The organism is Synechococcus sp. PROS-9-1 (genome assembly GCF_014279775.1).
Taxonomy (GTDB): domain Bacteria; phylum Cyanobacteriota; class Cyanobacteriia; order PCC-6307; family Cyanobiaceae; genus Synechococcus_C.
This window is the reverse complement of sequence record NZ_CP047961.1, coordinates 1435545-1456779: the sequence shown is the minus strand read 5'-3', so window position 1 is coordinate 1456779 and position 21235 is coordinate 1435545. Positions and strand designations below refer to the sequence as shown.

28 protein-coding genes and 1 pseudogene are annotated in these 21235 nt (G+C 53.0%); 8 read left to right on the top strand and 21 right to left on the bottom strand.

The window, feature by feature from the left end; genetic code table 11:
• The first annotated feature begins 19 nt into the window (after positions 1–19).
• Positions 20–826 (top strand): tryptophan synthase subunit alpha, encoded by an 807-nt coding sequence (gene trpA, locus SynPROS91_RS07820; RefSeq protein WP_186515925.1) that lies wholly within the window; start codon positions 20–22, stop codon positions 824–826.
• Between the two features lie 152 nt (positions 827–978).
• A complete protein-coding gene (locus SynPROS91_RS07815; protein ID WP_186515924.1) occupies positions 979–1248 on the top strand; it encodes a YciI family protein in 270 nt (89 codons plus the stop codon).
• Here the strand turns inward: SynPROS91_RS07815 and SynPROS91_RS07810 are convergent.
• Positions 1224–1550 (bottom strand): c-type cytochrome, encoded by a 327-nt coding sequence (locus SynPROS91_RS07810; protein ID WP_186515923.1) that lies wholly within the window; start codon positions 1548–1550, stop codon positions 1224–1226. The genes SynPROS91_RS07815 and SynPROS91_RS07810 overlap by 25 nt on opposite strands.
• A gap of 102 nt (positions 1551–1652) precedes the next feature.
• Between SynPROS91_RS07810 and SynPROS91_RS07805 the strand changes: the two are divergent.
• A pseudogene (locus SynPROS91_RS07805) lies at positions 1653–2108 on the top strand (Nif11 domain/cupin domain-containing protein); the annotation flags it as partial.
• Here SynPROS91_RS07805 and SynPROS91_RS07800 read toward each other — a convergent pair.
• From SynPROS91_RS07800 to SynPROS91_RS07780, 5 genes are read right to left on the bottom strand one after another with little or no spacing between them, the layout of a single operon-like run.
• Complete coding sequence (locus SynPROS91_RS07800) at positions 2071–2643, bottom strand: phosphate-starvation-inducible PsiE family protein (RefSeq protein WP_255439687.1); 573 nt, start codon at positions 2641–2643, stop codon at positions 2071–2073. The pseudogene SynPROS91_RS07805 and the gene SynPROS91_RS07800 sit on opposite strands and share 38 nt — an antisense overlap.
• Positions 2644–2649: 6 nt before the next feature.
• Positions 2650–2907, bottom strand: coding sequence for a hypothetical protein (locus SynPROS91_RS07795; protein ID WP_186515921.1), 258 nt, complete (start codon positions 2905–2907; stop codon positions 2650–2652).
• A gap of 40 nt (positions 2908–2947) precedes the next feature.
• Positions 2948–3277, bottom strand: a complete 330-nt coding sequence (locus SynPROS91_RS07790; protein WP_186515920.1) for a hypothetical protein — start codon at positions 3275–3277, stop codon at positions 2948–2950.
• Positions 3274–3648 carry a YkvA family protein gene (locus SynPROS91_RS07785; protein ID WP_186515919.1) on the bottom strand — a complete coding sequence of 125 codons (375 nt, stop codon included), beginning with the start codon at positions 3646–3648 and terminating at the stop codon, positions 3274–3276. Before SynPROS91_RS07785 ends, SynPROS91_RS07790 begins: the two co-directional genes overlap by 4 nt.
• Positions 3649–3706: 58 nt before the next feature.
• Positions 3707–4633: an RNA polymerase sigma factor RpoD/SigA gene (locus SynPROS91_RS07780; protein ID WP_186515918.1), complete on the bottom strand. Its 927-nt coding sequence runs from the start codon at positions 4631–4633 to the stop codon at positions 3707–3709.
• A 225-nt stretch (positions 4634–4858) separates the two neighbouring features.
• On the opposite strand from SynPROS91_RS07780, the gene SynPROS91_RS07775 reads away from it, so the two are divergent.
• Positions 4859–5350 (top strand): DUF2214 family protein, encoded by a 492-nt coding sequence (locus SynPROS91_RS07775; RefSeq protein WP_186515917.1) that lies wholly within the window; start codon positions 4859–4861, stop codon positions 5348–5350.
• Positions 5351–5358: 8 nt separating this feature from the next.
• Positions 5359–5997 (top strand): peptidase, encoded by a 639-nt coding sequence (locus tag SynPROS91_RS07770; protein ID WP_186515916.1) that lies wholly within the window; start codon positions 5359–5361, stop codon positions 5995–5997.
• On the opposite strand, the gene hisIE is transcribed toward SynPROS91_RS07770, so the two are convergent.
• Positions 5994–6662 carry a bifunctional phosphoribosyl-AMP cyclohydrolase/phosphoribosyl-ATP diphosphatase HisIE gene (gene hisIE / locus SynPROS91_RS07765; protein WP_186515915.1) on the bottom strand — a complete coding sequence of 223 codons (669 nt, stop codon included), beginning with the start codon at positions 6660–6662 and terminating at the stop codon, positions 5994–5996. The genes SynPROS91_RS07770 and hisIE overlap by 4 nt on opposite strands.
• A 67-nt stretch (positions 6663–6729) precedes the next feature.
• Between hisIE and SynPROS91_RS07760 the strand changes: the two genes are divergently transcribed.
• Entirely contained in the window at positions 6730–7233 is a 504-nt protein-coding gene (locus SynPROS91_RS07760; RefSeq protein ID WP_186515914.1) for a 6-carboxytetrahydropterin synthase, read from the top strand.
• Between the two features lie 141 nt (positions 7234–7374).
• On the opposite strand, the gene clpB is transcribed toward SynPROS91_RS07760, so the two are convergent.
• The gene (gene clpB / locus SynPROS91_RS07755; protein ID WP_186515913.1) at positions 7375–9966 is read right to left on the bottom strand and encodes an ATP-dependent chaperone ClpB; all 2592 of its coding nucleotides are present in this window, start codon (positions 9964–9966) and stop codon (positions 7375–7377) included.
• A 158-nt stretch (positions 9967–10124) separates the two neighbouring features.
• Here clpB and SynPROS91_RS07750 point away from each other — a divergent pair, with 158 nt between their 5' ends.
• Complete coding sequence (locus SynPROS91_RS07750; RefSeq protein ID WP_186515912.1) at positions 10125–10322, top strand: hypothetical protein; 198 nt, start codon at positions 10125–10127, stop codon at positions 10320–10322.
• Between the two features lie 295 nt (positions 10323–10617).
• Here SynPROS91_RS07750 and SynPROS91_RS07745 read toward each other — a convergent pair whose 3' ends face one another.
• Positions 10618–10917 carry a hypothetical protein gene (locus tag SynPROS91_RS07745; RefSeq protein WP_186515911.1) on the bottom strand — a complete coding sequence of 100 codons (300 nt, stop codon included), beginning with the start codon at positions 10915–10917 and terminating at the stop codon, positions 10618–10620.
• A gap of 573 nt (positions 10918–11490) precedes the next feature.
• On the opposite strand from SynPROS91_RS07745, the gene SynPROS91_RS07740 reads away from it, so the two are divergent.
• Positions 11491–11697, top strand: coding sequence for a hypothetical protein (locus SynPROS91_RS07740; RefSeq protein ID WP_186515910.1), 207 nt, complete (start codon positions 11491–11493; stop codon positions 11695–11697).
• Between the two features lie 14 nt (positions 11698–11711).
• On the opposite strand, the gene SynPROS91_RS07735 is transcribed toward SynPROS91_RS07740, so the two are convergent.
• The 12 genes from SynPROS91_RS07735 to SynPROS91_RS07680 all read right to left on the bottom strand — a co-directional run bounded on the left by SynPROS91_RS07735 (position 11712) and on the right by SynPROS91_RS07680 (position 21219).
• Positions 11712–11942: a TIGR03643 family protein gene (locus tag SynPROS91_RS07735; protein ID WP_186515909.1), complete on the bottom strand. Its 231-nt coding sequence runs from the start codon at positions 11940–11942 to the stop codon at positions 11712–11714.
• A gap of 89 nt (positions 11943–12031) precedes the next feature.
• Complete coding sequence (locus SynPROS91_RS07730) at positions 12032–12235, bottom strand: Nif11-like leader peptide family natural product precursor (protein WP_186515908.1); 204 nt, start codon at positions 12233–12235, stop codon at positions 12032–12034.
• Entirely contained in the window at positions 12232–12600 is a 369-nt protein-coding gene (locus SynPROS91_RS07725; protein ID WP_255439684.1) for a c-type cytochrome, read from the bottom strand. The genes SynPROS91_RS07730 and SynPROS91_RS07725 overlap by 4 nt, the downstream gene beginning before the upstream one ends.
• A gap of 112 nt (positions 12601–12712) precedes the next feature.
• A complete protein-coding gene (petE, locus tag SynPROS91_RS07720; RefSeq protein WP_186515906.1) occupies positions 12713–13072 on the bottom strand; it encodes a plastocyanin in 360 nt (119 codons plus the stop codon).
• Between the two features lie 34 nt (positions 13073–13106).
• On the bottom strand, positions 13107–14108 hold the full coding sequence (locus SynPROS91_RS07715; protein ID WP_186515905.1) for an NAD(P)-dependent oxidoreductase: 1002 nt from the start codon (positions 14106–14108) through the stop codon (positions 13107–13109).
• Complete coding sequence (hemE, locus tag SynPROS91_RS07710; RefSeq protein WP_186515904.1) at positions 14109–15164, bottom strand: uroporphyrinogen decarboxylase; 1056 nt, start codon at positions 15162–15164, stop codon at positions 14109–14111.
• Between the two features lie 96 nt (positions 15165–15260).
• The gene (gene glgB, locus SynPROS91_RS07705) at positions 15261–17558 is read right to left on the bottom strand and encodes a 1,4-alpha-glucan branching protein GlgB (RefSeq protein ID WP_186515903.1); all 2298 of its coding nucleotides are present in this window, start codon (positions 17556–17558) and stop codon (positions 15261–15263) included.
• An 81-nt stretch (positions 17559–17639) separates the two neighbouring features.
• Positions 17640–18380 (bottom strand): DUF3887 domain-containing protein, encoded by a 741-nt coding sequence (locus tag SynPROS91_RS07700; RefSeq protein ID WP_186515902.1) that lies wholly within the window; start codon positions 18378–18380, stop codon positions 17640–17642.
• A gap of 36 nt (positions 18381–18416) precedes the next feature.
• Positions 18417–20012 carry a CocE/NonD family hydrolase gene (locus SynPROS91_RS07695; RefSeq protein WP_186515901.1) on the bottom strand — a complete coding sequence of 532 codons (1596 nt, stop codon included), beginning with the start codon at positions 20010–20012 and terminating at the stop codon, positions 18417–18419.
• A complete protein-coding gene (locus SynPROS91_RS07690; RefSeq protein WP_255439683.1) occupies positions 20002–20238 on the bottom strand; it encodes a hypothetical protein in 237 nt (78 codons plus the stop codon). The genes SynPROS91_RS07695 and SynPROS91_RS07690 overlap by 11 nt, the downstream gene beginning before the upstream one ends.
• 139 nt (positions 20239–20377) lie before the next feature.
• The gene (locus tag SynPROS91_RS07685; protein ID WP_186515899.1) at positions 20378–20782 is read right to left on the bottom strand and encodes a DUF4332 domain-containing protein; all 405 of its coding nucleotides are present in this window, start codon (positions 20780–20782) and stop codon (positions 20378–20380) included.
• A complete protein-coding gene (locus SynPROS91_RS07680) occupies positions 20779–21219 on the bottom strand; it encodes a Ycf51 family protein (protein WP_186519625.1) in 441 nt (146 codons plus the stop codon). The genes SynPROS91_RS07685 and SynPROS91_RS07680 overlap by 4 nt, the downstream gene beginning before the upstream one ends.
• Positions 21220–21235 lie beyond the last annotated feature (16 nt).

The window sequence follows — 21235 nt, the reverse complement described above, 5'->3', positions numbered from 1 at the left end:
ATCAGACCCTCTGCTTTCTGTGACGGAACAACTTTCCAGGATTGAAGCGGTTTTCTCCCGAACGGCTCAGGAACAACGCATGGCATTGATGCCATTTCTGATGGCAGGGGATCCAGATCTAAGTGCAACCGCTGAAGTGCTCCTGAGCCTTCAAGCCAATGGCGCTGACATTGTGGAGCTTGGCATCCCCTACACGGATCCATTGGCTGATGGGCCTGTGATTCAGGCTGCTGCCTTTCGGGCCTTGGCGCAAAAGACCACGCCAGCGAAAGTGATCGAGATGTTGGCTGGCTTGAAAGATCAGCTCAGCATGCCTGTGATTCTGTTTACATACACCAACCCGCTCCTCAATCGAGGACCGGAGCGCTTCTTTAAGGAAGCTGCTGCTGCTGGTGCTGCAGGCTTAGTGGTGCCTGATCTTCCTTTAGAGGAAGCAGAGAGATTGTCGCCTTTGGCTGCAAGGTTTGGATTGGATTTGGTCTTACTCGTTGCACCAACAACACCACAAAATCGCATGAAGAGGATTGCTCAATCCAGTCGTGGGTTCACGTATTTGGTGAGTGTGACCGGTGTGACCGGAGAGCGCGTCAAGCTCCAGGATCGAGTAGCGACTTTGGTCAGCGATTTAAAGGCCTGTAACAGCGGTCCGGTGGCTGTTGGGTTTGGGATTTCTGGTCCTGAACAAGTTTTGCAAGTGAAACAGTGGGGGGCTGATGGTGCAATTGTTGGCAGTGCTTTGGTTAAACGAATTGCTGCTGCATCGCCAGGGAATGCTGCACTAGAAGCGGGAGAGTTTTGCCGGCAACTGAGGGAGGCTGCTGGATGATCTGGCTAGCGGATAGATGCTGTTGTTGCAACGGGATCGAATCGAAGGCTCCTTAAGGAAATCGTCAATAACGATTCAATGAATACAAGTAGTTTGTGCACCTAAAAGATGCCATTCTATCGCTAACAAAATACTTAAAGAGGGATGGACCAATGGCACGTTTTGTTCTTTGGGGAACATATTGTGATGGCGCACTTCAAAAGCGTGAGCCTTTTCGCGATGAGCATCTTGCTGGACTGCGTGAGCTCAAAGAACAGGGAATATTAATCACGCTGGGCCCTACAGAAGGCAGCACGCACGTGTTTGCGATTTTTGAATCAGACAGTAAAGCAAGCGTTTGTGCTCTGCTTGAACAAGACGTGTATTGGCGTGAAGGGATTTGGACTCAGTTGGATGTTTATCCCTGGGTCCAGGCATTTTGAGCTTGTTGCCAAACCCATTCGGCCACAATCACATCCCCTCCCTCACCAAGGGCATCGGCGTAACCACTCATTTGTCCGATTCCTGCTCGGGCGACTTGCGCGATGGCCTCACTGCTATCGAGTCCACGCTTTGTCAAAGCTTTGATCTTCAGTGTGCGGCCTCGACGAATAATGTTTTCGCCATTGGGGTGGCAGCTCGCGCAATTGTTTTGAAATAACGAGGCTCCAGACTCAACGGCAAGTGCTGTTGACGGCCACAAGAGCATCACGGCAAGCAGGATTGATGAGAGGAGTCGAATCATGCTCACAGAGGGTGGTAGAGCAATAGTTTGCTGCCTTGTTTGGCGGCATGCTGATGCTTGTCTCGATTGTTGGCAGGATTAGAGAATTGATGGACGTTCCAGTTGGCCGAAAAGGATCTTCAGCGATTCCTGCAGAAGGTGAATCATCTGAATGGCTTGGTTCAGTCACTTCACGAGCATCCTGAGCGACGTCGGCAGCTCGCTGCTTGTGACGATCACAACTCAGTGGTGAAACTTGCCCGTTCCTGGGGGTTTGAGATCGCTCGACGATGGGGGGATGGAGAGGGGGCAGCCCTTGATAGGCCTTCTAACAACTTGTTTCTTGGGCAGGATTTAGATCCTGGAGAGGAGCAAGAGCGGATGCTTTGCCAAGGTCCTGATTGGCGGTTGATGCGGATCGAGTCGTGCGCGGCTTCCAGCCCCGAAGGGTTCTGGTACGACCAGGCTGAAAACGAGTGGCTGACCCTGATGCGTGGCAGTGCCAGATTGCAATTCAAGGATCCCGATGAATGGCTCGATCTCAGCGTGGGTGATCAGCTCTTGATTCCAGCCCATCGTCGCCACCGCCTGGTGAGGACAGATCCGCATCCTGGGACGCTATGGCTCGCTCTGTATTGGCCTGTGAACTCCACTCCTCCTGTCTTGCCGCTGAATCAAGAGGGGTTGAGCGTTTGACGAGCCAGTAGGAGCCAGCAAGGGCAATCGAAGCAATACCAAGCCCTATAAGGAGTTGCGGTTTGTTTTCCGATCCTGCAGGTAAAACAATCACTTTTCTGGCAACAGCCGTTAGAGCTGTTACCAGAACGAGTTCAATCTGGATGACATGTTTCCTGAGGTAGCTGGTGACGTTCTGAAGGACTTCCAGGGCAATCAGGACGGTTAGCAGATCTCCAAGAATTTTGATGAGCCCATCACCGAGCCAATAGGAATTGCTATCGGTGTCAATCAGCGCAAGGCTGACTCGGATGGTGAGTTGAGTCAGGGCCGCCACAATCACCACGGCTGTGATGACCGTGAGCAGCTTGGCTACTTGTTGCTCTGCGGAGTCAACGAGCAGTAGGAAAGTTCGACGCTTGCGACGGGCCTGAGGCACGGCTGATCAGTTGGTGAATGGGTTGTAGTAAGGCTTGGCAGGGGTCGTACCTGCTGGGTTTTCGATCTTGGTATCACAGGTGATCGAACCGTCGTCTCCCGTCACGCAATCAGTTGGAACCACAGTGCTGCCCTGCCCTGAACGGCTATTGGGACCTAGTAACCATGTTTCAGTTTGAGCCTGCGCAATCTGGGGCGCAACAACACAAAGACCAGCACCAGCCATGAGTCCGACGCTGAAGACGAGGGAAGCGGATAAACGCAAGGCAGCAAGGCATCTGGTACTACTTTGCCTGTGATCTCGTTTAGTTGCCGCGATCGTCGCGGATTTCGCGCAGAAGGAGATCGAGTTGGCCAAATGGATCAGTGTCTGTCGTTAAGTCTCCTGCGGAGGCGCTGGCATGGGCTGGGGCATTGTTGATCCAATCGGCTTCGATGCTGCAGAGCTTCGCTGCGACACGGGGGAGCCCTCCGAGGCGATGCTCCATTTCAAGCACTTGCATCAGAGCGGGCATGCGAGTTGAAGTCGCTCGGAGGCTACGGCGAAGATCGGCTTGGGTTCGGCCCTGCTGTTTCAGCCAATCCTTCAGAACTAAGGCCAGTTCTTCCTCAACGTCGGGAGACCAGGGATTCATGAGCGTCCGAGGGGAAACCATCGATCCAGTCTGCGTTGTGCCCGTAGACGGATTTCTGGTGTGATGTGTTTACTGCATAAACCGATCACAGCTGTCAAGGCAACAAGGTCATCGCTAAACCCTGCGACAGGAAGAAAGTCGGGAATGAGGTCGGTTGGTATGAGCAGGTAGGTCAGCCCTGCCAGCATGGTGAGCCTGGCTTGAGGAGGAGTGGCCTGATCCAGCACCATCTCAAGGGCTTCGAGGGCTGGAGCCGCAATCGTTCTTCCCGCGCGCCTGAGCAACCGTTGAAAAGCTCCCTCATCAATGACGGAGCTGTCGATCACGTCAGCTTCAAAAACGGAATCGGTGCCAGAAGAGGCATCAGTCATGAATGATGCAGCGTTGAGCAGTCAAGGCGCCTCCACTATCACTTAATTCGCTGGATTCTTAGTAGGCGGGTTCCACTAAACCATGTTGGATGCTGGTTTTACGCAGTTTGCGCAATGCCCTTTGCACCACCTGGCGGCAATATTCTCTGCTGCAATTCATCTGTCGAGCAACTTCGGCAAGGGTGCGCCACTCGTGGCTTCCATCAAGCCCAAACCGAAGCATGACGATGGTTCTCTCTTTTGGAGTCAGGTTCGAATTGTCGAGCAGCTTCCAGGCGGAGTCTGTGCGCTCAGCAATTTCAGCTCGCTCCATCGGTGGGATTTCGTCGCTTGGCAGCACATCCACCAATTCCGATGGATCGGATTTCGACTTCACCACACCCTGAAGGCTCACCGTGACACTGCGAAGTTCACAGCCCAACAAGTCCTCGACTTCGCTGATCGGCAGCTTCATGCTTTCGGCCAATAGCTCCGCGGATGGGGCAAGTCCATTGCTTTGCATGAGACGCGCTTTGGCAGCACGTAATTTCGTCAGTTTTTCATTGACATTTACAGGGATACGAATCGTTCTGCTTTGCGTAGAGAGGGCGCGGTTCAAACCTTGACGAATCCACCAATAGGCGTAGGTAGAAAAACGATGGCCTCGGGTGGGATCGTATTTTTCAACAGCTCTGGTCAGTCCGAGAGTGCCCTCTTGGATGAGGTCAAGAAGATCAAGTCCCTTGCCTTGATAACGCTTTGCAAGATTGACAACCAGCCTTAAATTGGCCGTAATCATTTGATTTTTTGCCTTTTCTCCTCGCTTAATTGTGCGTTTCTCTTCGTCGTTGTAAACGCATGCATCTCCTTCTCCACCTGCCATCGTGCAGCGCCCGGTGAGAGTTGCCATGGCCTGCACCTTGCGGCCCAGGGTTAATTCCTGCTCAGGCGTCAACAGTTGATGCCGACCTATTTCGCCGAGAAAAGCACTCAGAGAACTCACCATCTGTGACTCCTGATTTTCTTGAACTTAGGGCGAAAGTCTTTCTATCCAGATTGCGTAATAAAGACTGCGGAATTTATATTTATACCTTAATTCATCTTTTTATCGTTTTTCATTATTGCTCCTGATTTCTTTTTGTTGCGCGCTGGTCAGAGGCCTGCAGGTGGTCCTTACCCCAGCGCGAGTGGCAAGCCAGCAGCTACGGTCAGCCCCACTGAATCATTTGTTATGCAGCTGGCCACTTTGCTGACTCCAGAAATCGCCAAAAGCGCTGGTGTGGCCTATGTGCACTATCTAAGTTTCATGCTTTGTTTTGCCGCTCTCGTCGTGGAGCGTCGCTTATTGCGTCCAGACCCCGATCGTCGGGCAGCCACGGCGATGGTGATCACCGACGTCATCTACGGGATCGCCGCTTTAGCACTGCTGATTAGTGGCATTTTTCGTGTCCTGTATTTCGGGCAAGGCAGCGAGTTCTACACGACCAATCCCTTGTTCTGGTGGAAGATCGGTCTGTACCTATCCGTGGGTGCTTTGTCGTTATATCCCACAGTGACTTACATCCTCTGGGCGATTCCTTTGCGCAAGGGAGAACTCCCCAAGGTGTCTGAGGCGCTTGCTACCCGCTTGGGCTGGATTGTCAACATTGAGCTGGTGGGATTTGCTCTGGTGCCTTTGTTGGCAACACTGATGGCTCGTGGTGTCGGACTGCCGGCGTCGTGATGTAAAGCATGCAAGTTGACCCCTGTCCTCCAGTTCAGGCTCAGCAGATCAGGCCCGATTCGTTGCGACGTAGTGATCTGACCAATGCGCCTGGGTATGGCTCCAGATTGGCGATTAGCTCATCTGGATTCCCTGTTTTGCCGCGCTGGTGCGTCTGGGTTCAGCCAGCCGAAAGCGCTGAGCCCAATCGCTGGGAAAGGCGATGGTTCGGCGCTGTTGATCGTGCTCTCGATGAGTGGTCTGCTGTTTTGCCGATTGTCCGGGTTGACGATCCTGAGCGGGCTCATGTCCGAGTGGAACGTCGCAGGCCGCCCCGGCGACGTCTGGCTGATGGATGGCGAGCAAGCAATGGCAGAAGCGTGCTTCAGGTGTTGGAGGTGCAACGGCAGGGGGTGTGGCGTCTTGAGCCCCTAGTCACTGTGATGGTGTCACCTGAGTTGAGATCTGAGTCTCAACAGGCCACAGCGCTTCATGAGTTAGGGCATGCGTTCGGACTGTGGGCCCATAGCTTGGTGCCGAGTGATGCGATGGCACCTGTCCAAGGAGCCTCCCCGGTGTTGAAGTTGTCTCCCCGTGATCAGCTCACCCTGGAGTGGATGCGACAGCAGCCGAGTCGATTTGGTTTGCCTTTGCCTCCGAGGCCCTAGGAACGCCTGGGCGCTCCCCGGCGGCTGGCCAGAACGGCTTGGACATCCCTCCAGCTGACGTTGTGATGGGCTAGAGCCACCTGGAGGTGAAAAATTAAATCAGCCGCTTCACCTGCGATTTCGTTGGCGTTGTTGTCTTTGCATGCCATCACAAATTCTGCGCTTTCTTCGCCGATTTTTTTGAGAATTCGATTGTCACCCCCTTCAAGCAATCGATTGGTGTAACTCCCTTCATCTGGGTAGTTCCGCCGATCTTCAATTACTCGCATCAATTCGGTGCAGGCATCGGCTGGTGGGGGTGCTGCCTCGGGTCCTCCTTGGCTAGGTACTGGACCATCGTCATAAAAACAGCTGCGTGCTCCTGTGTGACAGGCCACATCGCCGGCTTGTTCGATCGTGAGGAGCAGCACATCAGCGTCGCAGTCGTAGCGAAGGCCCTTGAGGCGTTGGATGTGACCACTGGTCGCTCCCTTATGCCACATCTCTTGTCGAGACCGGCTCCAGTAGTGCACTTCACCAGTACTCATTGTGAGTTCCAGTGCTGCACGATTCATCCAGGCCTGCATGAGGATGGCTCCGTCTAGCCAGTCTTGAGCGATCGCAGGAATTAGCCCCTTGTCATTGAAGCGGAGTTCGTCAATGAAGGCGACATCAGCGGCTGGCATCGGGCCTCGGTGCATGTAGATGTAGACAAGGTCAATTCTCCCGCAGTGTGCTCCCTCATTCGAGCTGATGTTTCTGCCTCCCGCCGGCTTCACCTGCAGCAAGCATTTCGAGGGGTATCCCTGCTGTCATAGGCAGTGGCAACACTCCGGACATTGTCATTTCGTCCATGGCTACAGCCGCAGCTTCACGTTTTGGTTTGCCGCCAAAGAGCTGGATATTTGTGGCTTTGTGGTGGATTTCTCAAGCTTGCGTCCCTTAGAGAAGCAGTTGAGAGATCAGTTTGATCACACTTTTTTGGTCAACCAAGATGATCCTTTGCTGGAACAGTGGCGATCTCTGCATGCGCAGGGAGCCCTAGACCTTCGGGTGATGAAAAATGTAGGAATGGAAAATACAGCACAATTATTGTGGAACTGGGCCAATGAACTCCTGAACGAACGTGACCTTGGCCGAACTTGCTGTTGGAAAGTAGAAGCAAGAGAAAATGTTAATAATGAAGCAACATATTCTTCAGTACCCGAGTGGTTTGAATCTTCGAACTCGGAGAACTCTGCTTCTACTGCGATCTAATACCTCTCATTGCTTGAATAGTATTGATCGTGAATTCATTATTAATTAATTCATTAAAAGGGCCACAAGATTCAGGATGTTTAAGTTTAATCTTTGCTATTCCGAATTCTTAGGATCGCCTTTCCTGATTTGAGCGTGCTTTTAGAGCAGGCTTAGGCGTTTTTCTTTGACTTGGATTTGAACGCTGCTGCCTTCCTCATAAGCACCGGCGAGGATTGCTTTGGCAATGGGTGTTTCCAGCTCGCGCTGAATGGCTCGTTTGAGGGGCCTCGCTCCATAAACGGGGTCATAGCCGGCATTGGCTAACCAGTCGGTGGCCTCTTCGCTGATGTTGAGTTCCAGCTTGCGCTCGTTGAGGCGTTGTCGTAACCGTTCCACTTGTAGAGCAACGATTTGGCGCAATTCATCGCGACGAAGACTGTGGAAAATGATGGTGTCGTCGATTCTATTTAGGAATTCTGGGCGGAAGTGGCTGCGTAGCGCTTCATTCACCCGATTCTCCATCTCTTGATGTTGGTTGTCATCACCTCCTAAGTCGAGGATGGATTGACTGCCGATGTTGCTCGTAAGAATTAGCACTGCATTGGTGAAATCAACAGTGCGGCCTTGGCCGTCGGTGACGCGACCATCATCCAGGATTTGGAGCATCACATTGAAGACATCCGGATGAGCTTTTTCGACTTCATCGAACAAGATCACTGCGTAGGGTCTGCGCCGCACAGCTTCTGTGAGCTGTCCTCCAGCTTCATATCCCACATATCCGGGAGGTGCTCCGATCAATCGGCTCACCGTGTGTTTCTCCATGTACTCCGACATGTCGATGCGAACCAAGGCGTCTTCGCTATCAAACAGTTGGGCCGCCAAGGCTTTCGAAAGCTCTGTTTTACCCACTCCGGTGGGGCCTAAAAATAAAAAACTGGCGATGGGTTGATTTGGATCGCTAAGACCAGCTCTGGATCGCTGAATGGCGTCGGCTACTGCCGTGACTGCTTGGTGTTGTCCCACCACACGTTCATGGAGTTGGTCTTCGAGTTTGAGTAGTTTTTCCATTTCGGATTGCACAAGCTTGGCAACGGGAATTCCTGTCCACTTCGCAATCACCTCAGCGATGTCGTCTTCGCTGACCTCCTCTCTGAGCAGTGATTTTTCGGCAGTGTCATCGGTTTCTGCCAAGGCTTGTTCCTGGGCTTGCAGTTGCTTTTGGAGTCCAGCGAGCGTTCCGTATTCCAACTCTGCAGCCTTGTTGAGGTCATAACTCCGCTTGGCTTGTTCAACCTGTAGCTGCACGCGTTCGATCTCTTCCTTTAGAGCAGAGAGCTCATCAATGGCACCTTTTTCTTGCTGCCATTGAGCATTAAGAGTGCTTTGCTGTTCAGATAAGTCGGCAAGTTCTCGTTCCAATCGCTGCAGTCTCTCTTGACTGGCCGCATCAGACTCGCGTCCTAGCGAGAGCTTTTCCATTTCCAGCTGCAGGATTTTGCGATCGATCTCGTCGATCTCTTCTGGTTTGGAGGTGATTTCCATCTTGAGCCTGGCGGCTGATTCATCGACAAGGTCGATCGCTTTGTCTGGAAGGAAGCGATCGGCGATGTATCGACTACTCAAAACAGCTGCTGCGACAAGGGCGCTGTCAGCAATGCGGACCCCGTGGTGCACCTCGTAGCGCTCTTTCAGTCCACGCAAAATTGAAATGGTGTCTTCGACGGTGGGTTGATCGACCAGCACTTGCTGAAAGCGACGCTCGAGTGCAGGGTCTTTCTCAATGTGTTGCCGGTGCTCATCAAGGGTGGTGGCTCCGATGCAGCGCAGTTCACCTCGCGCAAGCATGGGCTTCAACAGGTTGCTGGCGTCCATGGCGCCCCCGGTGGCACCTGCACCCACCACGGTGTGGATTTCATCGATGAACAAGACAATTTGTCCCTCGGAGTTGGTGACTTCCTTGAGCACGGCTTTAAGGCGTTCCTCGAATTCCCCGCGATATTTGGCTCCAGCGATTAGCGCTCCCATATCAAGGGCAATCAGCTGACGATTTTGCAGTGCCTGAGGCACATCCCCATTCACGATGCGTTGGGCTAGCCCTTCCACAATGGCTGTCTTGCCCACCCCTGGTTCACCAATCAGGACAGGATTGTTTTTGGTGCGACGGCTGAGAATTTGAATCGTTCGCCTGATTTCTTCATCGCGACCGATCACGGGATCGAGTTTGCCGTCGCGGGCAGCGCTGGTGAGATCGCGACCGTATTTTTCGAGAGATTCGTAGGTCCCCTCGGGGTTTTGGTCGGTCACTTTCTGACTGCCTCGCACGGCATTAATAGCGGTTTTTAAACGTGAGGTATCGGTTCCAGCTTGGCTGAGAAGTTGACGGCCACAGCGGCCATCGTCTGCGAGGGCCAGCAGTAGATGCTCAATCGAAATAAAGCTATCGCCATAACTTTGTTTCAGCGTTTCAGCCCGATCGAGCAAGCCATTGAGGTCCTTACCTAGAAACACCGAGTCAGGGGCGTTGGTGAGTGATGGCTGCTGACTGAGATAAGTGTCTACAGCCGTTTGGAGCGCTGGTGTCGAAACCCCTGCCTTGTCGAGGATTCGCCCCGCCAAGCCTTCTTGGTCCAACAAAGCCCTCAACAGGTGCTCACTTTCAAGCTGTTGATGCCGGCGGTTCTGGGCCAGCTGCTGGGCGGCCATGATCGCGGCCCAGGCTTTTTCGGTGAACTGTTCAGCTGTCGGTTGCATGCTTCTGTCTACGTATTAATGATTGAAACCGTATGTGGATCTTTTGTCTTTGTAGAGCGGAGAACCGATCCAGATCTGTCGGACTTTGCGCCAGTCTGCGGCTTACCGACCTGCACTTGTAGGGTCAGCCGACTCTTCTCGATAAGTGGGACATAAGGATGGCAACTGATCCAGCTCTGCTGACAGCTCTAGTGGAGCGTGTTCATGCCCTGTACGGAGCCCAACTCAGTGATGTGGAACGCAAGTGCTGGACAGTGGTGCACGAACATCTCCATGGCGCCATGCCTACGGAATACGATGTCCGTGAGATTGACGAGGATCTTTATCTTGCGTTGTTGGAGGCAGTTCGCAGCTGATTTCAACTCCCTTTAAGAACTGAATGGAGTTGTCTCAACGAATGACGCGTTACCAACATCCGGCATGCATTCCAATGTCCATAACCGTGAATCAATGGTTTGTGGCATTGCGTTGTTCGTACCCAAACCTAAGGAGTGATCTCAGCTTTTACATTATAAATGTGAATAGAATTTTTGGAAAAATAGAGTTATTGGAAACTCAATGATTGAGCTGTATTGATTTGTTGGTGTAGAGATGCTTAAAGCTGGCAATTGCTTCTCTTTGGTTTTTTTGATCAAAGAGATGTTTCTGTCTTCAAGTCCTTGATTTGGGGTGACCAGATGGATAACCATTCAAAGCATTTGCCTGTTTGTCGCTTGCGAAAAATTCGTGCCATCTGCTTAGCGCTTCTTGGCGTTGACCAATTGGGCGGGATGCCATGATCAGTCCCGCTTCCACAAGTGCGCCTGAGCCAGCCTCAGGCATTTCTAAGCGCACTTGCTGTAGGGCTTCATCGTGCTCGGTTCGCCAGGTCTCGCCATTGTTTTGATACTCCTCCCAGGCCTGGGAATAGGTCATTTCGCTTGGGCTTGGGCGGTTGCTGATGTCAGCCATCTCTCTCGCTCTGGTATCACTAACTCAACCTTAGTCAATCATTGCTTAGGTAAAGACCGTGTCATTCGGTCTTGATTCTTCCATGTGTCTACCGCTACTTGTTTAAAAGTTTGATATTTGCGGTACAGGAAATCACTGTATGAGATTGATGTGCCTTGTCTTGACCTTGAATTGAGTTGTATTAAATTATTTCTTGTAGCAATGATCATTTGATGCTGCTATCTGTAGGAACATTGTGCAATGTTATTGATTAGGGTCTTTGTTGATCCTGATGGTATACCCGGGACTCATGTCCCCTAAGCTCAACAAGTCTGAAGAGAAGGCTCCGAAAGTCTCCTTCATGCTTGCCCCAAATCTCCAATCTCCATATTACGTTGTCGGCTGTGCCAATGCAGCGGCTGTTGACGCTTCAACCCTTTTTAAGACGTTCCGTGTGTTGATCGTCATCCTTGTCTGGTACATGATGCTGTTCTTGGTAAGTGAATCAGATCATTCAAGAACGTATCAGTTGTATAGAAGATGATGCTCTTGGTTGAGTGAGCTATTAGCCTAAGGAAAAGATTATTGAATTCGATGAATCCTAAACAAGTTGGGGCTCTTCGCCGGGCTGGTATTTACTTTGTCGTTGGCTATGGAGGCTTGGTTCTCATTAACAACAGCGGACTGGAGCTTGACAACATGTGGATTGCTTACTTGCCGATGTTTATTGCTGTTTATTTTTTCTCGCGTTGGGCTGATGCCAAAATTGAGAGTCGCTCAAGCAACCCATCTGACGATTAATTTCTTGATATTGCCTAGTGGTGACATGCTGCTCTGAAGCGTTCGGCATTGCTCGTGGCCGCATGCTTCGTTTTGCGGCCAGAGACACGTTGACGCCAGCTGCGGAAGGATCCTGGTTTTAATGTCTGGCGCATCAAGCTGATCACATCTTTCTCCATGAGACCGAACTGATATTCAATGGCTTCAAACGGTGTGCGGTCTTCCCATGCCATCTCAATGACCCGATCCAATTGTTCGCTGGTCATTGCATTCGCTTTGATCAACGCCTGACGTCCCTACAGATGCTCCACGCTAATGGTGAGATTTGTACCTCGTGATCTGGAGGTTTGTCTGGTTATTGGATGGTGCTTTGCTCGAACCACTTGCTGATGGTTTCGGCTTGAGCATCTTGGTTGAGGTCGTCTAGGCACAATGAAAAGCCAAGGCGCTTGCCAAGCTCAACGATGTCTTTTGTTTCGCTACAGCCGTTGAGCTCACGCTGAAGAGCCGGACTTCGTTCTGCAGCATGCAAGAAGTCTTTCCAACCCTCTCGGCTCATCGCTGCCAGCCTTTCTCAGCCTTCAGTTCTACGTAGGCGGCTACATCAATAATATCTTGCTCGCTCAACTTTCCTACAAACGAGGGCATCGCATTTTTTCCATTTTCAATTTGGTGCTCGATGGCTTCAATGTGATCGTCGCCGTACTCATTGAGATGAGCTTGCAGATCGCTTTGACTCAACGTTCTGGATGCACTGATCACGTTGCCACCACCCATATGACATGCCGCACAATTCGCAGAAAAGAGCTGGCCTCCATGTTCGAGGTCAACGGCAGGAGTGCTGGCCGCAAATGCAGCTGAAACTCCCAACAGATTGAGGCTGATGCTGAGCACCAATGCGAACACGGAAATGGACTTGGGCATCACCACCAGCTTTGCTTTCTCAAACCCTATCCATTTCGGAACCCAAAAAAAGAGTCCGGTGGGCATCTGTTAAAACGCTCGCCGGACTTGTGTTCAACTGCTGATCTAAAGATCACTCAACGATAACTTTGCCGACCATGCCAGCGCCACGGTGGGGCTCGCAGTAGAAGTCAAAAGTTCCGGCTTCGGTGAAGGTCTCTTCCCAGGATTCGCCAGGAGCAAAGGCTAGATCGCTGTGGCTGAGTTCATCATGGCCATCAAACACGGCGTTGTGAGGCGCCAGCTTGTTGTTGACGAATTTGACGGTGTCACCAGCTTTGATGTTGAGAGTGTTTGGCTCGAAAGCCAGCATTCCGGAATCTGTACCGAGCTTCACTTCAACAGTTGCAGCATTGGCTGTACCAACGGCAAGCCCTAGAACGAGAGCGAAAGCAATCGCGGCTGAAAGGAGAGAACGCAAACGGCTGATCATGAGCTCATATACACTTCTGCCACTTTAACGCTGTTCAGACGTTTCCACGATGTGGAAGCCCTGAATCGATCAGAACTGTTTCAAGATCTGGCCCAAAGCTTCGACCACCGAAGCGTTCAGGCTGGGTGACGGGATCATGAACGAAGTGACGCTGGTGAATTGAAAACCGATCCCATGCGTTGATTTCGATTGGAAGGATTTTGATCAGCCCTTCAATTAGCCAGCTCCAAAGGGGTATCCCAGGAGTTCGCGACACACCTCTCCAGCGACAAAGCGTGGCAACTGCATCGTTCACGCTGATCCATGGTTGCCCCATCACTATTCTGCGGACTGGTCCTTGGCCAGGTTCCGGATTGGGCTGATGAGGCGTGGTCGCCAGGATTCCGCAGATTGCTGCAATGTCAGCCGCATGGATGAAATGAAAGCTGGCATCGGCTCTTAGCCAGCGAGCGAGCCACAACCATTTGCTTGCTTCCGCTAGGCCTTCCGTGAGGTAACTGGTTGGGAAGGGACTTGTCCCATCCACCCTTCCGCCGAAGACCAATGTTGGAAATACCGCAACAATGCGTTCAGCTAGGGGGTGTTGCTCAAGCTCCCTTAAGCATTGGGCTTTGGTTTGGATGTATTCGGTGCCGTAGGCCAGTGCTTCTTGAAGCGGCTGCAAGGAACGATCGAGAATGCTGGCGGTGGAGAAATAGATGATCTGTTCAATGACTGCTGGATTCAGAAGGGCCAGCATCCTCTTGACGGCCACAACATTCACTTGATGGGCACGCTCAGGATCTCCCCATGCGGTAGCCGTATGAATCACCCGGGTCACGGAGGAGAGTTCGCTGGCAAAACGATCTGTTTCACGCAGATCTCCCACTAACAGTCGGACACGTGGTTGATCCGCTGAGATCGCCGAAAGTTTGGCTGGGTCACGCAGCCAAAGCAGTAACTCGGCATCGGAATGTTCCAGTAGCCAAGCCGCTGTGTATTGGCCGACGCAACCACTTGCGCCGGTAATCAGGATTCGAGCGGGTGCCGGGATCAATCAGCCTCTCCCGATACGATCCATCACAGTCTTGCCAGCTTCAAAGAAAGCGCGGCCGTTCTCCTCAGGAGTGCCAGGCAAAATTCCATGGCCCAGATTCAGGATGTGGCGGCGACCACGGGCCTTACGCACGCAATCATCGATGCGATCGCGAATGGCCTCAGGTGTGCCAAACAGCAATCCTGGATCGACATTGCCTTGCACTCCGATGTGGTCGGGAAGGCGGGCGAGTCCCTCAGCCATGTCCACCGTCCAATCCAGTGAAATGATGTCGACACCTGTGCGACCCATTCGTTCTAAAACCCCTGCGCTTCCAGAGATGTAAAGGATGAACGGGGTGTCGGGATGCGTTTGTTTGACGAGATCGACAACTTTTTTCTGATACGGAGCAGCAAAGGTGTCGTAATCGGCTGGGCTGAGCTGTCCTGCCCAAGAGTCAAACATTTGTACGACCTGCGCTCCGGAATCAATTTGATAACGCAGGTAGGTGGCAATCGAAGTCGCGAAGTGATCGAGGAGTTTGTGCAGGAGTTCTGGCTCCTGAAAGGCCATCTTTTTAATGACGGCATAATTCTTGCTGCTTTTCCCTTCCACCACATACGCCGCCAGGGTCCAGGGTGCGCCTACAAAGCCAAGGACGGCAGCCTGATTTCCAACACTGCTGCGGAGGCGTCCAAGGACTTCGCCCACAAAAGGCATGCTCTCTTCAGGCTGAAGAGGTCTAAGCGCTTCAACTTGACTGAGGCTCCGGATCGGATCACCAATTTGAGGGCCTTTGCTTTCAACAATGTCGAACTCAATCCCCATGCCAGGTAGAGGGGTCAGGATGTCTGAGAACAGAATGACTCCATCAGGCTGAAAGGCCTTGAAAGGCTGCATCGAGATCTCGTAAGAGAGATCAGGGTTTTCAGATCGTTCTCGGAAGCTGGGGTGGCGATCGCGAAGGTCGCGATAGACCTTCATGTAGCGCCCTGCCTGACGCATCATCCAGACAGGAGGACGCTCTACCGATTCTCCGCGGGCGGCACGGAGCAGTAGGGGCAGGGTGTCGCTCATGAATGCGTGAAGATCCAGGCGGCAACCTACCTGACGAAACTGACCAAATCGCTTTGCTTTTCGGCGATTCGGCCAGTTTTGTCACATCACCTGAACCTAATCACTCCCTTTTTTGCTGGCTTCAGCCAAACTTTTCTTGGCATCGTGCTTAAACACCATCACGCTGAGAGGTGGCAGGCAGAGATCCAAGGAGTTTTCGTAGCCATGGATCCCCCATTCATCGCTTCTCTTCCCACCAAGATTTCCAAGGTTGCTGCCACCGTATTTAGCAGCATCGGTATTGAAGATTTCTTCGTAGAAGCCAGAGATAGGAACTCCCACCTTGTAATGGGAATGGCTTTGGGGTGTGAAGTTGGCCACGACGATTAACCAAGAGCCACTTGTGCTTTCTCGGCGCATGAAGCTAATCACGGAATGGCGATTGTCATTGCAGTCGATCCACTGAAAGCCGTACTGATCAAAGTCGTCTTTCCAGAGAGCAGGCTCTTGCTTGTAGAGCGCATTGAGTTCTTTCACCATGCGATGAACACCCGCGTGCGGCTCGAAGTTCAGCAAATCCCACTGCAAATCTCCCCAAACGTTCCATTCAGAACGTTGGCCGAACTCCATACCCATGAAGATCGTTTTCTTGCCTGGATGGGTCCACATGTAGGCCAATAAGGCACGTGTATTGGCGTACTTCTGCCAGTCATCTCCTGGCATCTTGTGAAGGAGATGGCTCTTTCCATGCACGACTTCGTCGTGACTCAGGGCAAGCATGAAGTTTTCGGTGTACGTGTACCAGATCGAAAACGTGATGTTGTTTTGATGAAACTGGCGGAACCACGGATCCAGCTCGAAGTAATCGAGCATGTCGTGCATCCATCCCATGTTCCATTTGAGATTGAAGCCAAGTCCGCCATTCTCTGTGGGCTGGGTCACCATGGGCCAGGTGGTGGATTCTTCAGCGATAGAAAGAGCACCTGGGAAATGCTCGAACAGAACGTGATTGGCTTGTTGCAGGAAGCGGACGGCTTCGGTGTTTTCTCTGCCCCCTTGTTCGTTGGCTAACCACTCACCATCGGGTCGCAAATAATCTCGGTAAAGCATCGATGCCACGGCATCAACCCGGATGCCATCGATGTGGAACTGGTCAAACCAGAAGACGAGATTGGCAACCAGGAAATTTCGAACCTCATTCCGGCTGTAGTTGAAGATCAGCGTCCCCCATTCCTTGTGCTCGCCAATCCGTGGGTCGGCATGTTCGTACAGGTGGCAGCCATCGAAGAAGGCAAGCCCATGACTGTCTTTGGGGAAGTGACCAGGCACCCAATCGATGATCACCCCGATGCCCTCGGCGTGGCAGCGATCCACGAAGGCGCGAAATTCGTCGGGAGTGCCGTAGCGGCTTGTGGGTGCATACCAACCAGTGACTTGGTATCCCCATGACCCATCGAAAGGATGCTCTGTGATTGGCATCAATTCGATGTGGCTGAACCCTTGCTCTTTGATGTAAGGAATCAGACGATCGGCAAGCTCGGGATAGGTGAGCAAGCGGGCACCTGGCTTTAGATCAGCGGCAGGCACCGGTGGGCGTGGAGTTCCATCGGCTTCGATGAATGGATCGTCAGCTGAGGCGTGAATCCAGCTGCCAAGGTGCATCTCGTAGACCGAGATCGGCTGATCGAGAGGGTTGCGTCTATCTCGGCCGCTGATCCAGGCGTCATCATTCCACTGAAATCCATCGAGATGACTAACGATGGAGCTGGTATCAGGCCTGACTTCATGCTGGAAGCCGTAGGGGTCAGCCTTCTGATAGCAGTGGCCGTCTTGGGTGCGGATTTCGTATTTGTAGAAATGTCCTTCCTCAAGCTCGGGAACGAACAATTCCCAAATGCCGCCCAGCCTTTGCTGCATGGGGTGATAGCGGCCATCCCATGAGTTGAGATTTCCGATGACGCTGACGGTGAGGGCGTTCGGTGCCCACAGGCAGAACATCACACCTTGAATGCCACCTTGTTGGCATTGGTGGGCCCCCATCCGACGCCAAATGTGATGGTGATTGCCTTCTGCAAACAGATGGCGATCCATCTCGCCCATCCACTCATGCCGAAAGGCCCAAGGATCGAATTGCTCGTGCTCGAGCCCGCCTCGGCGGATCTTCAATTTGTAGTTATGCCCTGGATCCCTTGAACATTTGGCTTCAAAAACCCATGGATGATGAGGAGTCTGCATCGATAGGCGTTCGCCATCGAGGATCAACTCAACGGTTTCAGCTTCTGGAACCCAAGCCCTAACAATCCATTGGCCCGACTCCAGCTGTTGGGGCCCAAGAAGAGAAAAGGGATGATCGTGTCGGCATTCAGCCAGCCTCTGGCTGTCCTGAACCATCCAGTCGAGAACAGCGCCGGTCATGCAGGGGAATGGACTTCGTTAGGCCGGGAGCTTAGGCGGAAAACCCGCCTTGGCTGCATGGATTCCCCCGAGTTTTTGGGATCAGACCAGATCCTCTGAGAAGTCCACGTTGATGATCCGGCCTTGAGCATCGAAAATGACAAACAAGTTGTCGGTCACGGTTCCAAATTCAATGGTGACCAGAACGAGTTGTTGTTCGGCTCCTCTGCTGGAAATCACAGCGTTTTTGATCCGCTTTACACCACCTAGGACGCGGCTCAATTTGCTCCACTTGCGCTCTAGATCTTCTGGAGAAATCTCTTTTTGAAAATCAAGTGAAAGGTAGTAGCGAGCTGCAATCCAGCGTTGTGCGTTGAGATCGCGAACAAATTTGAGAGCCGTTGTCTCGATCGGCAGCGTTTCACCCAGCCACTTCCAGGCCACTAGCTTGCCTTCATCGTCAAGAACGAGAAGCAGCTCCTTGCTTCCCTGGTCGGTTTGGGCAATCACATCCACGGTGGTGTCATCCATTCCTGGATAAATCGCCACAACACGCGTGGATTGGATGCGATGCGCATGGTTTAAGCGCCCCTTCACGGCTTCAACGGTGGTTGCGTTTTGCAGTGGGGTGGATAGGCGATCAAATAAAGCCTGGGCGTTACGGGTTTGTAGGGCCGTCAACAATGAATCTGCTGCTTCACTGGCTTCACTGGCACTCAGAGGAGTACGTGGGGCCAGCGCTCCCTGGGCCAAAAGCTGTTCTCCTCGTGCCTCTGGCACAGGGAACGCCTGCAGCATCGGTGCCGCGAGAGCGCAGACCAGAAGGCAGGAAGAGAGCTTCATGAATGTGGGGCAACAATGGAGTTAGTTTGCCGGAGTTCATCCGGCTTGGGGAACGAGCAGTGGCGCCATTTGCAGTGTCGCCTCATCCAGGTGTAAGCAAAGGGTGATGACGCGGCAATCGCTGTTGGCTGGGCCAAAGCATTGCTCCCCATCTCCTGGATTGACACCAATGGCCGGCCATGAGGCCCCCGCAAGCGAGAGCCGAAGTCGATCTCCAGGTTGGAAGCTCACGAGCAACGGCTGCAGTTCCAGTGTGATGTTGCCGAATTCGGAGTCAATGGCCCGTCTCACTCGCAACACACCTGTTGAGAGCTGCTGCACCTCCTCTCCATCAGCGGGGAGTCTTGAAAGTGCAGCGCAAAGATCAAAGGCTGGCTGATCTGCAGACACCTTTAATTTCAAGAGCGGGCGACCGCATAGCTGGAGAGCTGTTTGGAGCGGCGTGGAGCTAAAGACGGCTACGTCCGAGCGTTGATCAACCACCCTCCGGTCGCACGGCCCAGCCGTAGGACTCAAATGCCCGCCAACGGCCGGTGCGGGTCGCCATGGGTCATGAACGATGACGCAGGTTCCAGATCCAGACATCGCTGTATCGAGCAATGTCCCATCGCTGAGATCAAGGCAAGCCAACCCTTTGCTGCCCAGATGCCAACAGGCGCTGGGGCACTCGTTTCCACTTTGACGAGACCAGGTGGCATCGCCTTGATCCCAAAGCCTGATCTCTGCTGTCTGGTCTTGGCTGTGGGTCGGGGAACTTTTGAGATTTTGATTGAAAAAATCCAGCAGAAGTTGGTTGGTTTCTGGCCACCACTGCAGATGGGTGGCTGGGCCGATGTGAAGTTCTGGATTGCCGCCCCTGGATCGGGCCGTATTGAGAAGGTCGAGGAGACCTCGCAAATGGGGATCCCACCAGCCGCCGATCAGCAGCATGGGTTTGCGGAGCCAGGCTTCTGGTGGGCGATGGAGAGTCCAGCCTTCGGCCTGATCTGCAGGTTGTTTCAACCAGCGCAAGGCCATTCCCTCGGGGTCATGTCGCTCCAAGAGCCTTTCTCCTTCGTGGAGATAGCGACCATCGACCAAAGCGCTGTGGATCTCGTCCCAGACGACTGGATCGTTGCGGCGCTTGGCTTGCAGGGCTGCAAGCTGCAAGCCCCAGCCAAGGCCGAGGTGCCACCAGTGAGCGCCTCCTTCGCAACTCCAATGCTCCCGTTCATCCAAGCCGCACATGGCTGGTGCGAGGCAATCTGGAGCTGGGCAGTCCGGTGGTGCAAGCAGCTGAGTTAGCCCTTGATAGGACAATCCAAAAAGGCCAATGCGGCCATTGCATTCGGGCCGCTCGCGCAGCCAAGTCAGGGTCGCGGCGGTATCGACAGCTTCTTGGCCGAACCCTTGAAACGTCCCATCCGAACTCCCCTGTCCGCGAACATCTTGGACGACGATTGCAAATCCTTGGTCGGTCCACCAGAGCGGGTGGGGGAGGGTCACGGTGGAAGCAATCGCCCGTCCGTAGGGCTGTCTCATTAGCAGGGTGGGCCATGGACCAGCCCCCTGTGGGGTCCAGATGCGCGACACCAAAGACACGCCATCAGGGGTGATCAATGTCGCGTCAGCGAACCTCTGATCAGCGGACATCCGAGCAATGCAGTCCGATCACGTAAGTAGCCAAGATTTCTGCATTGGTTGTGCTCAGGTTGCGTTGACTTGCCAGCTGATTGATGGCTTCAGATGACAATGCTGACTGGCCATTGCTGTTCATGGCTCTGAAGGACTGGCAAAGCGCTTTGGCTTCCGCTGGGTTTCGCTTAACGCTCTCTAAAAGGCTGGATTGAGCGAGCCCTGCTGAAGCGAATATCAACATCGAGAGTGATAAGCATCGAATCGTCAGTTGGCTCAAAGTCCAAGTCTTGACGAAAGCTTGTTGGAGGGGACGCATGGTTCCTCCTTTAATAACTAGAGCTATTCCATAGGGGTGAGACCAGGGTTGCAGCCTTGAGCGGTCAGTTCGTGGTTTGCCTGGCTTTCGCCAGCAGGATCCAGTGTTTGGCAATCGCAAGATCCACAACCGGAGCTCTGCCGCTTCCTAGTTGGCGTTCCAGGCGTCCGGTGCGGTTCGTAATCTCCTGCGGGGAGGAGGTGGCGATGGATGCGACCGTTGCAAAGCCTGAGTGCATCAATAAAGCCGCATCGGCTGGGGCAAGTTCTAAACAGCACACCAGCTCAGCGATGCCGCGGAGGCGTTTGAGATTGCGTGCTGTGGAACGCCCAGTTGCGACAAGACGGCTGAGGTTTTGATCTGTGAGCTCGCGTAACTGCCCCCAGTTGGTAATACCAGCCTTTTGCAAATCAAGCTGCTCATCGCGAAAACCCTGCGGCAATGCATGGAGAGGGGCATTTGCGGTCATCCCTGACTGAAGTCTCGTTTGGTTTCTCCGAGCACCACGGGTTTTGAGGTTCCTTCGCTCACGGCCTGAAGCTGCCGAAGTCGAACACGCACTTCCCTGCTGCGGCCTCCGGGGCGGAGGTTCTCAGCGATCTGGTTCAGGGTGGGTGTAATCGCTTCTTGTTCAAAATCATTGGAAGCCTGTGCCACCACAAGATCGGTGCCGTTATCAAACACAATTGGCACTTGTCGAGCTCCTTCCACGCGCACTGGGGGCGAATAACTAATTGAAAAAGCCCAGCAACTCACCGCTAATAAGAACGTAAAGCTACTGACGCCAACAAGGCGAAAACGCAGTCCCCAACGGGTAACGAACGCAACCACCGTTAGAACAGAGAGGCCCAGACCACTCCAGGCCAGCCATTTGCTGGATACCTCCAATAATTCAGGCAGCGGCATGGGCTGGTTACTGTCA

Coding starts and splice junctions, on each gene's coding strand:
- SynPROS91_RS07735 (WP_186515909.1), bottom strand. CDS start 11,942: ATGACCAGCGAACAATTGGATCGGGTCATTGAGATGGCATGGGAAGAC.
- clpB (WP_186515913.1), bottom strand. CDS start 9,966: ATGCAACCGACAGCTGAACAGTTCACCGAAAAAGCCTGGGCCGCGATC.
- SynPROS91_RS07700 (WP_186515902.1), bottom strand. CDS start 18,380: ATGAAGCTCTCTTCCTGCCTTCTGGTCTGCGCTCTCGCGGCACCGATG.
- SynPROS91_RS07780 (WP_186515918.1), bottom strand. CDS start 4,633: ATGGTGAGTTCTCTGAGTGCTTTTCTCGGCGAAATAGGTCGGCATCAA.
- hemE (WP_186515904.1), bottom strand. CDS start 15,164: ATGAGCGACACCCTGCCCCTACTGCTCCGTGCCGCCCGCGGAGAATCG.
- SynPROS91_RS07770 (WP_186515916.1), top strand. CDS start 5,359: ATGCAAGTTGACCCCTGTCCTCCAGTTCAGGCTCAGCAGATCAGGCCC.
- SynPROS91_RS07785 (WP_186515919.1), bottom strand. CDS start 3,648: ATGACTGATGCCTCTTCTGGCACCGATTCCGTTTTTGAAGCTGACGTG.
- SynPROS91_RS07745 (WP_186515911.1), bottom strand. CDS start 10,917: ATGGCTGACATCAGCAACCGCCCAAGCCCAAGCGAAATGACCTATTCC.
- SynPROS91_RS07690 (WP_255439683.1), bottom strand. CDS start 20,238: ATGTTGATATTCGCTTCAGCAGGGCTCGCTCAATCCAGCCTTTTAGAG.
- SynPROS91_RS07680 (WP_186519625.1), bottom strand. CDS start 21,219: ATGCCGCTGCCTGAATTATTGGAGGTATCCAGCAAATGGCTGGCCTGG.
- SynPROS91_RS07775 (WP_186515917.1), top strand. CDS start 4,859: ATGCAGCTGGCCACTTTGCTGACTCCAGAAATCGCCAAAAGCGCTGGT.
- hisIE (WP_186515915.1), bottom strand. CDS start 6,662: ATGCCAGCCGCTGATGTCGCCTTCATTGACGAACTCCGCTTCAATGAC.
- SynPROS91_RS07695 (WP_186515901.1), bottom strand. CDS start 20,012: ATGTCCGCTGATCAGAGGTTCGCTGACGCGACATTGATCACCCCTGAT.
- SynPROS91_RS07740 (WP_186515910.1), top strand. CDS start 11,491: ATGAATCCTAAACAAGTTGGGGCTCTTCGCCGGGCTGGTATTTACTTT.
- SynPROS91_RS07815 (WP_186515924.1), top strand. CDS start 979: ATGGCACGTTTTGTTCTTTGGGGAACATATTGTGATGGCGCACTTCAA.
- SynPROS91_RS07760 (WP_186515914.1), top strand. CDS start 6,730: ATGTTTCTGCCTCCCGCCGGCTTCACCTGCAGCAAGCATTTCGAGGGG.
- glgB (WP_186515903.1), bottom strand. CDS start 17,558: ATGACCGGCGCTGTTCTCGACTGGATGGTTCAGGACAGCCAGAGGCTG.
- SynPROS91_RS07790 (WP_186515920.1), bottom strand. CDS start 3,277: ATGAATCCCTGGTCTCCCGACGTTGAGGAAGAACTGGCCTTAGTTCTG.
- SynPROS91_RS07725 (WP_255439684.1), bottom strand. CDS start 12,600: ATGCCCAAGTCCATTTCCGTGTTCGCATTGGTGCTCAGCATCAGCCTC.
- SynPROS91_RS07730 (WP_186515908.1), bottom strand. CDS start 12,235: ATGAGCCGAGAGGGTTGGAAAGACTTCTTGCATGCTGCAGAACGAAGT.
- SynPROS91_RS07685 (WP_186515899.1), bottom strand. CDS start 20,782: ATGACCGCAAATGCCCCTCTCCATGCATTGCCGCAGGGTTTTCGCGAT.
- petE (WP_186515906.1), bottom strand. CDS start 13,072: ATGATCAGCCGTTTGCGTTCTCTCCTTTCAGCCGCGATTGCTTTCGCT.
- SynPROS91_RS07810 (WP_186515923.1), bottom strand. CDS start 1,550: ATGATTCGACTCCTCTCATCAATCCTGCTTGCCGTGATGCTCTTGTGG.
- SynPROS91_RS07750 (WP_186515912.1), top strand. CDS start 10,125: ATGGCAACTGATCCAGCTCTGCTGACAGCTCTAGTGGAGCGTGTTCAT.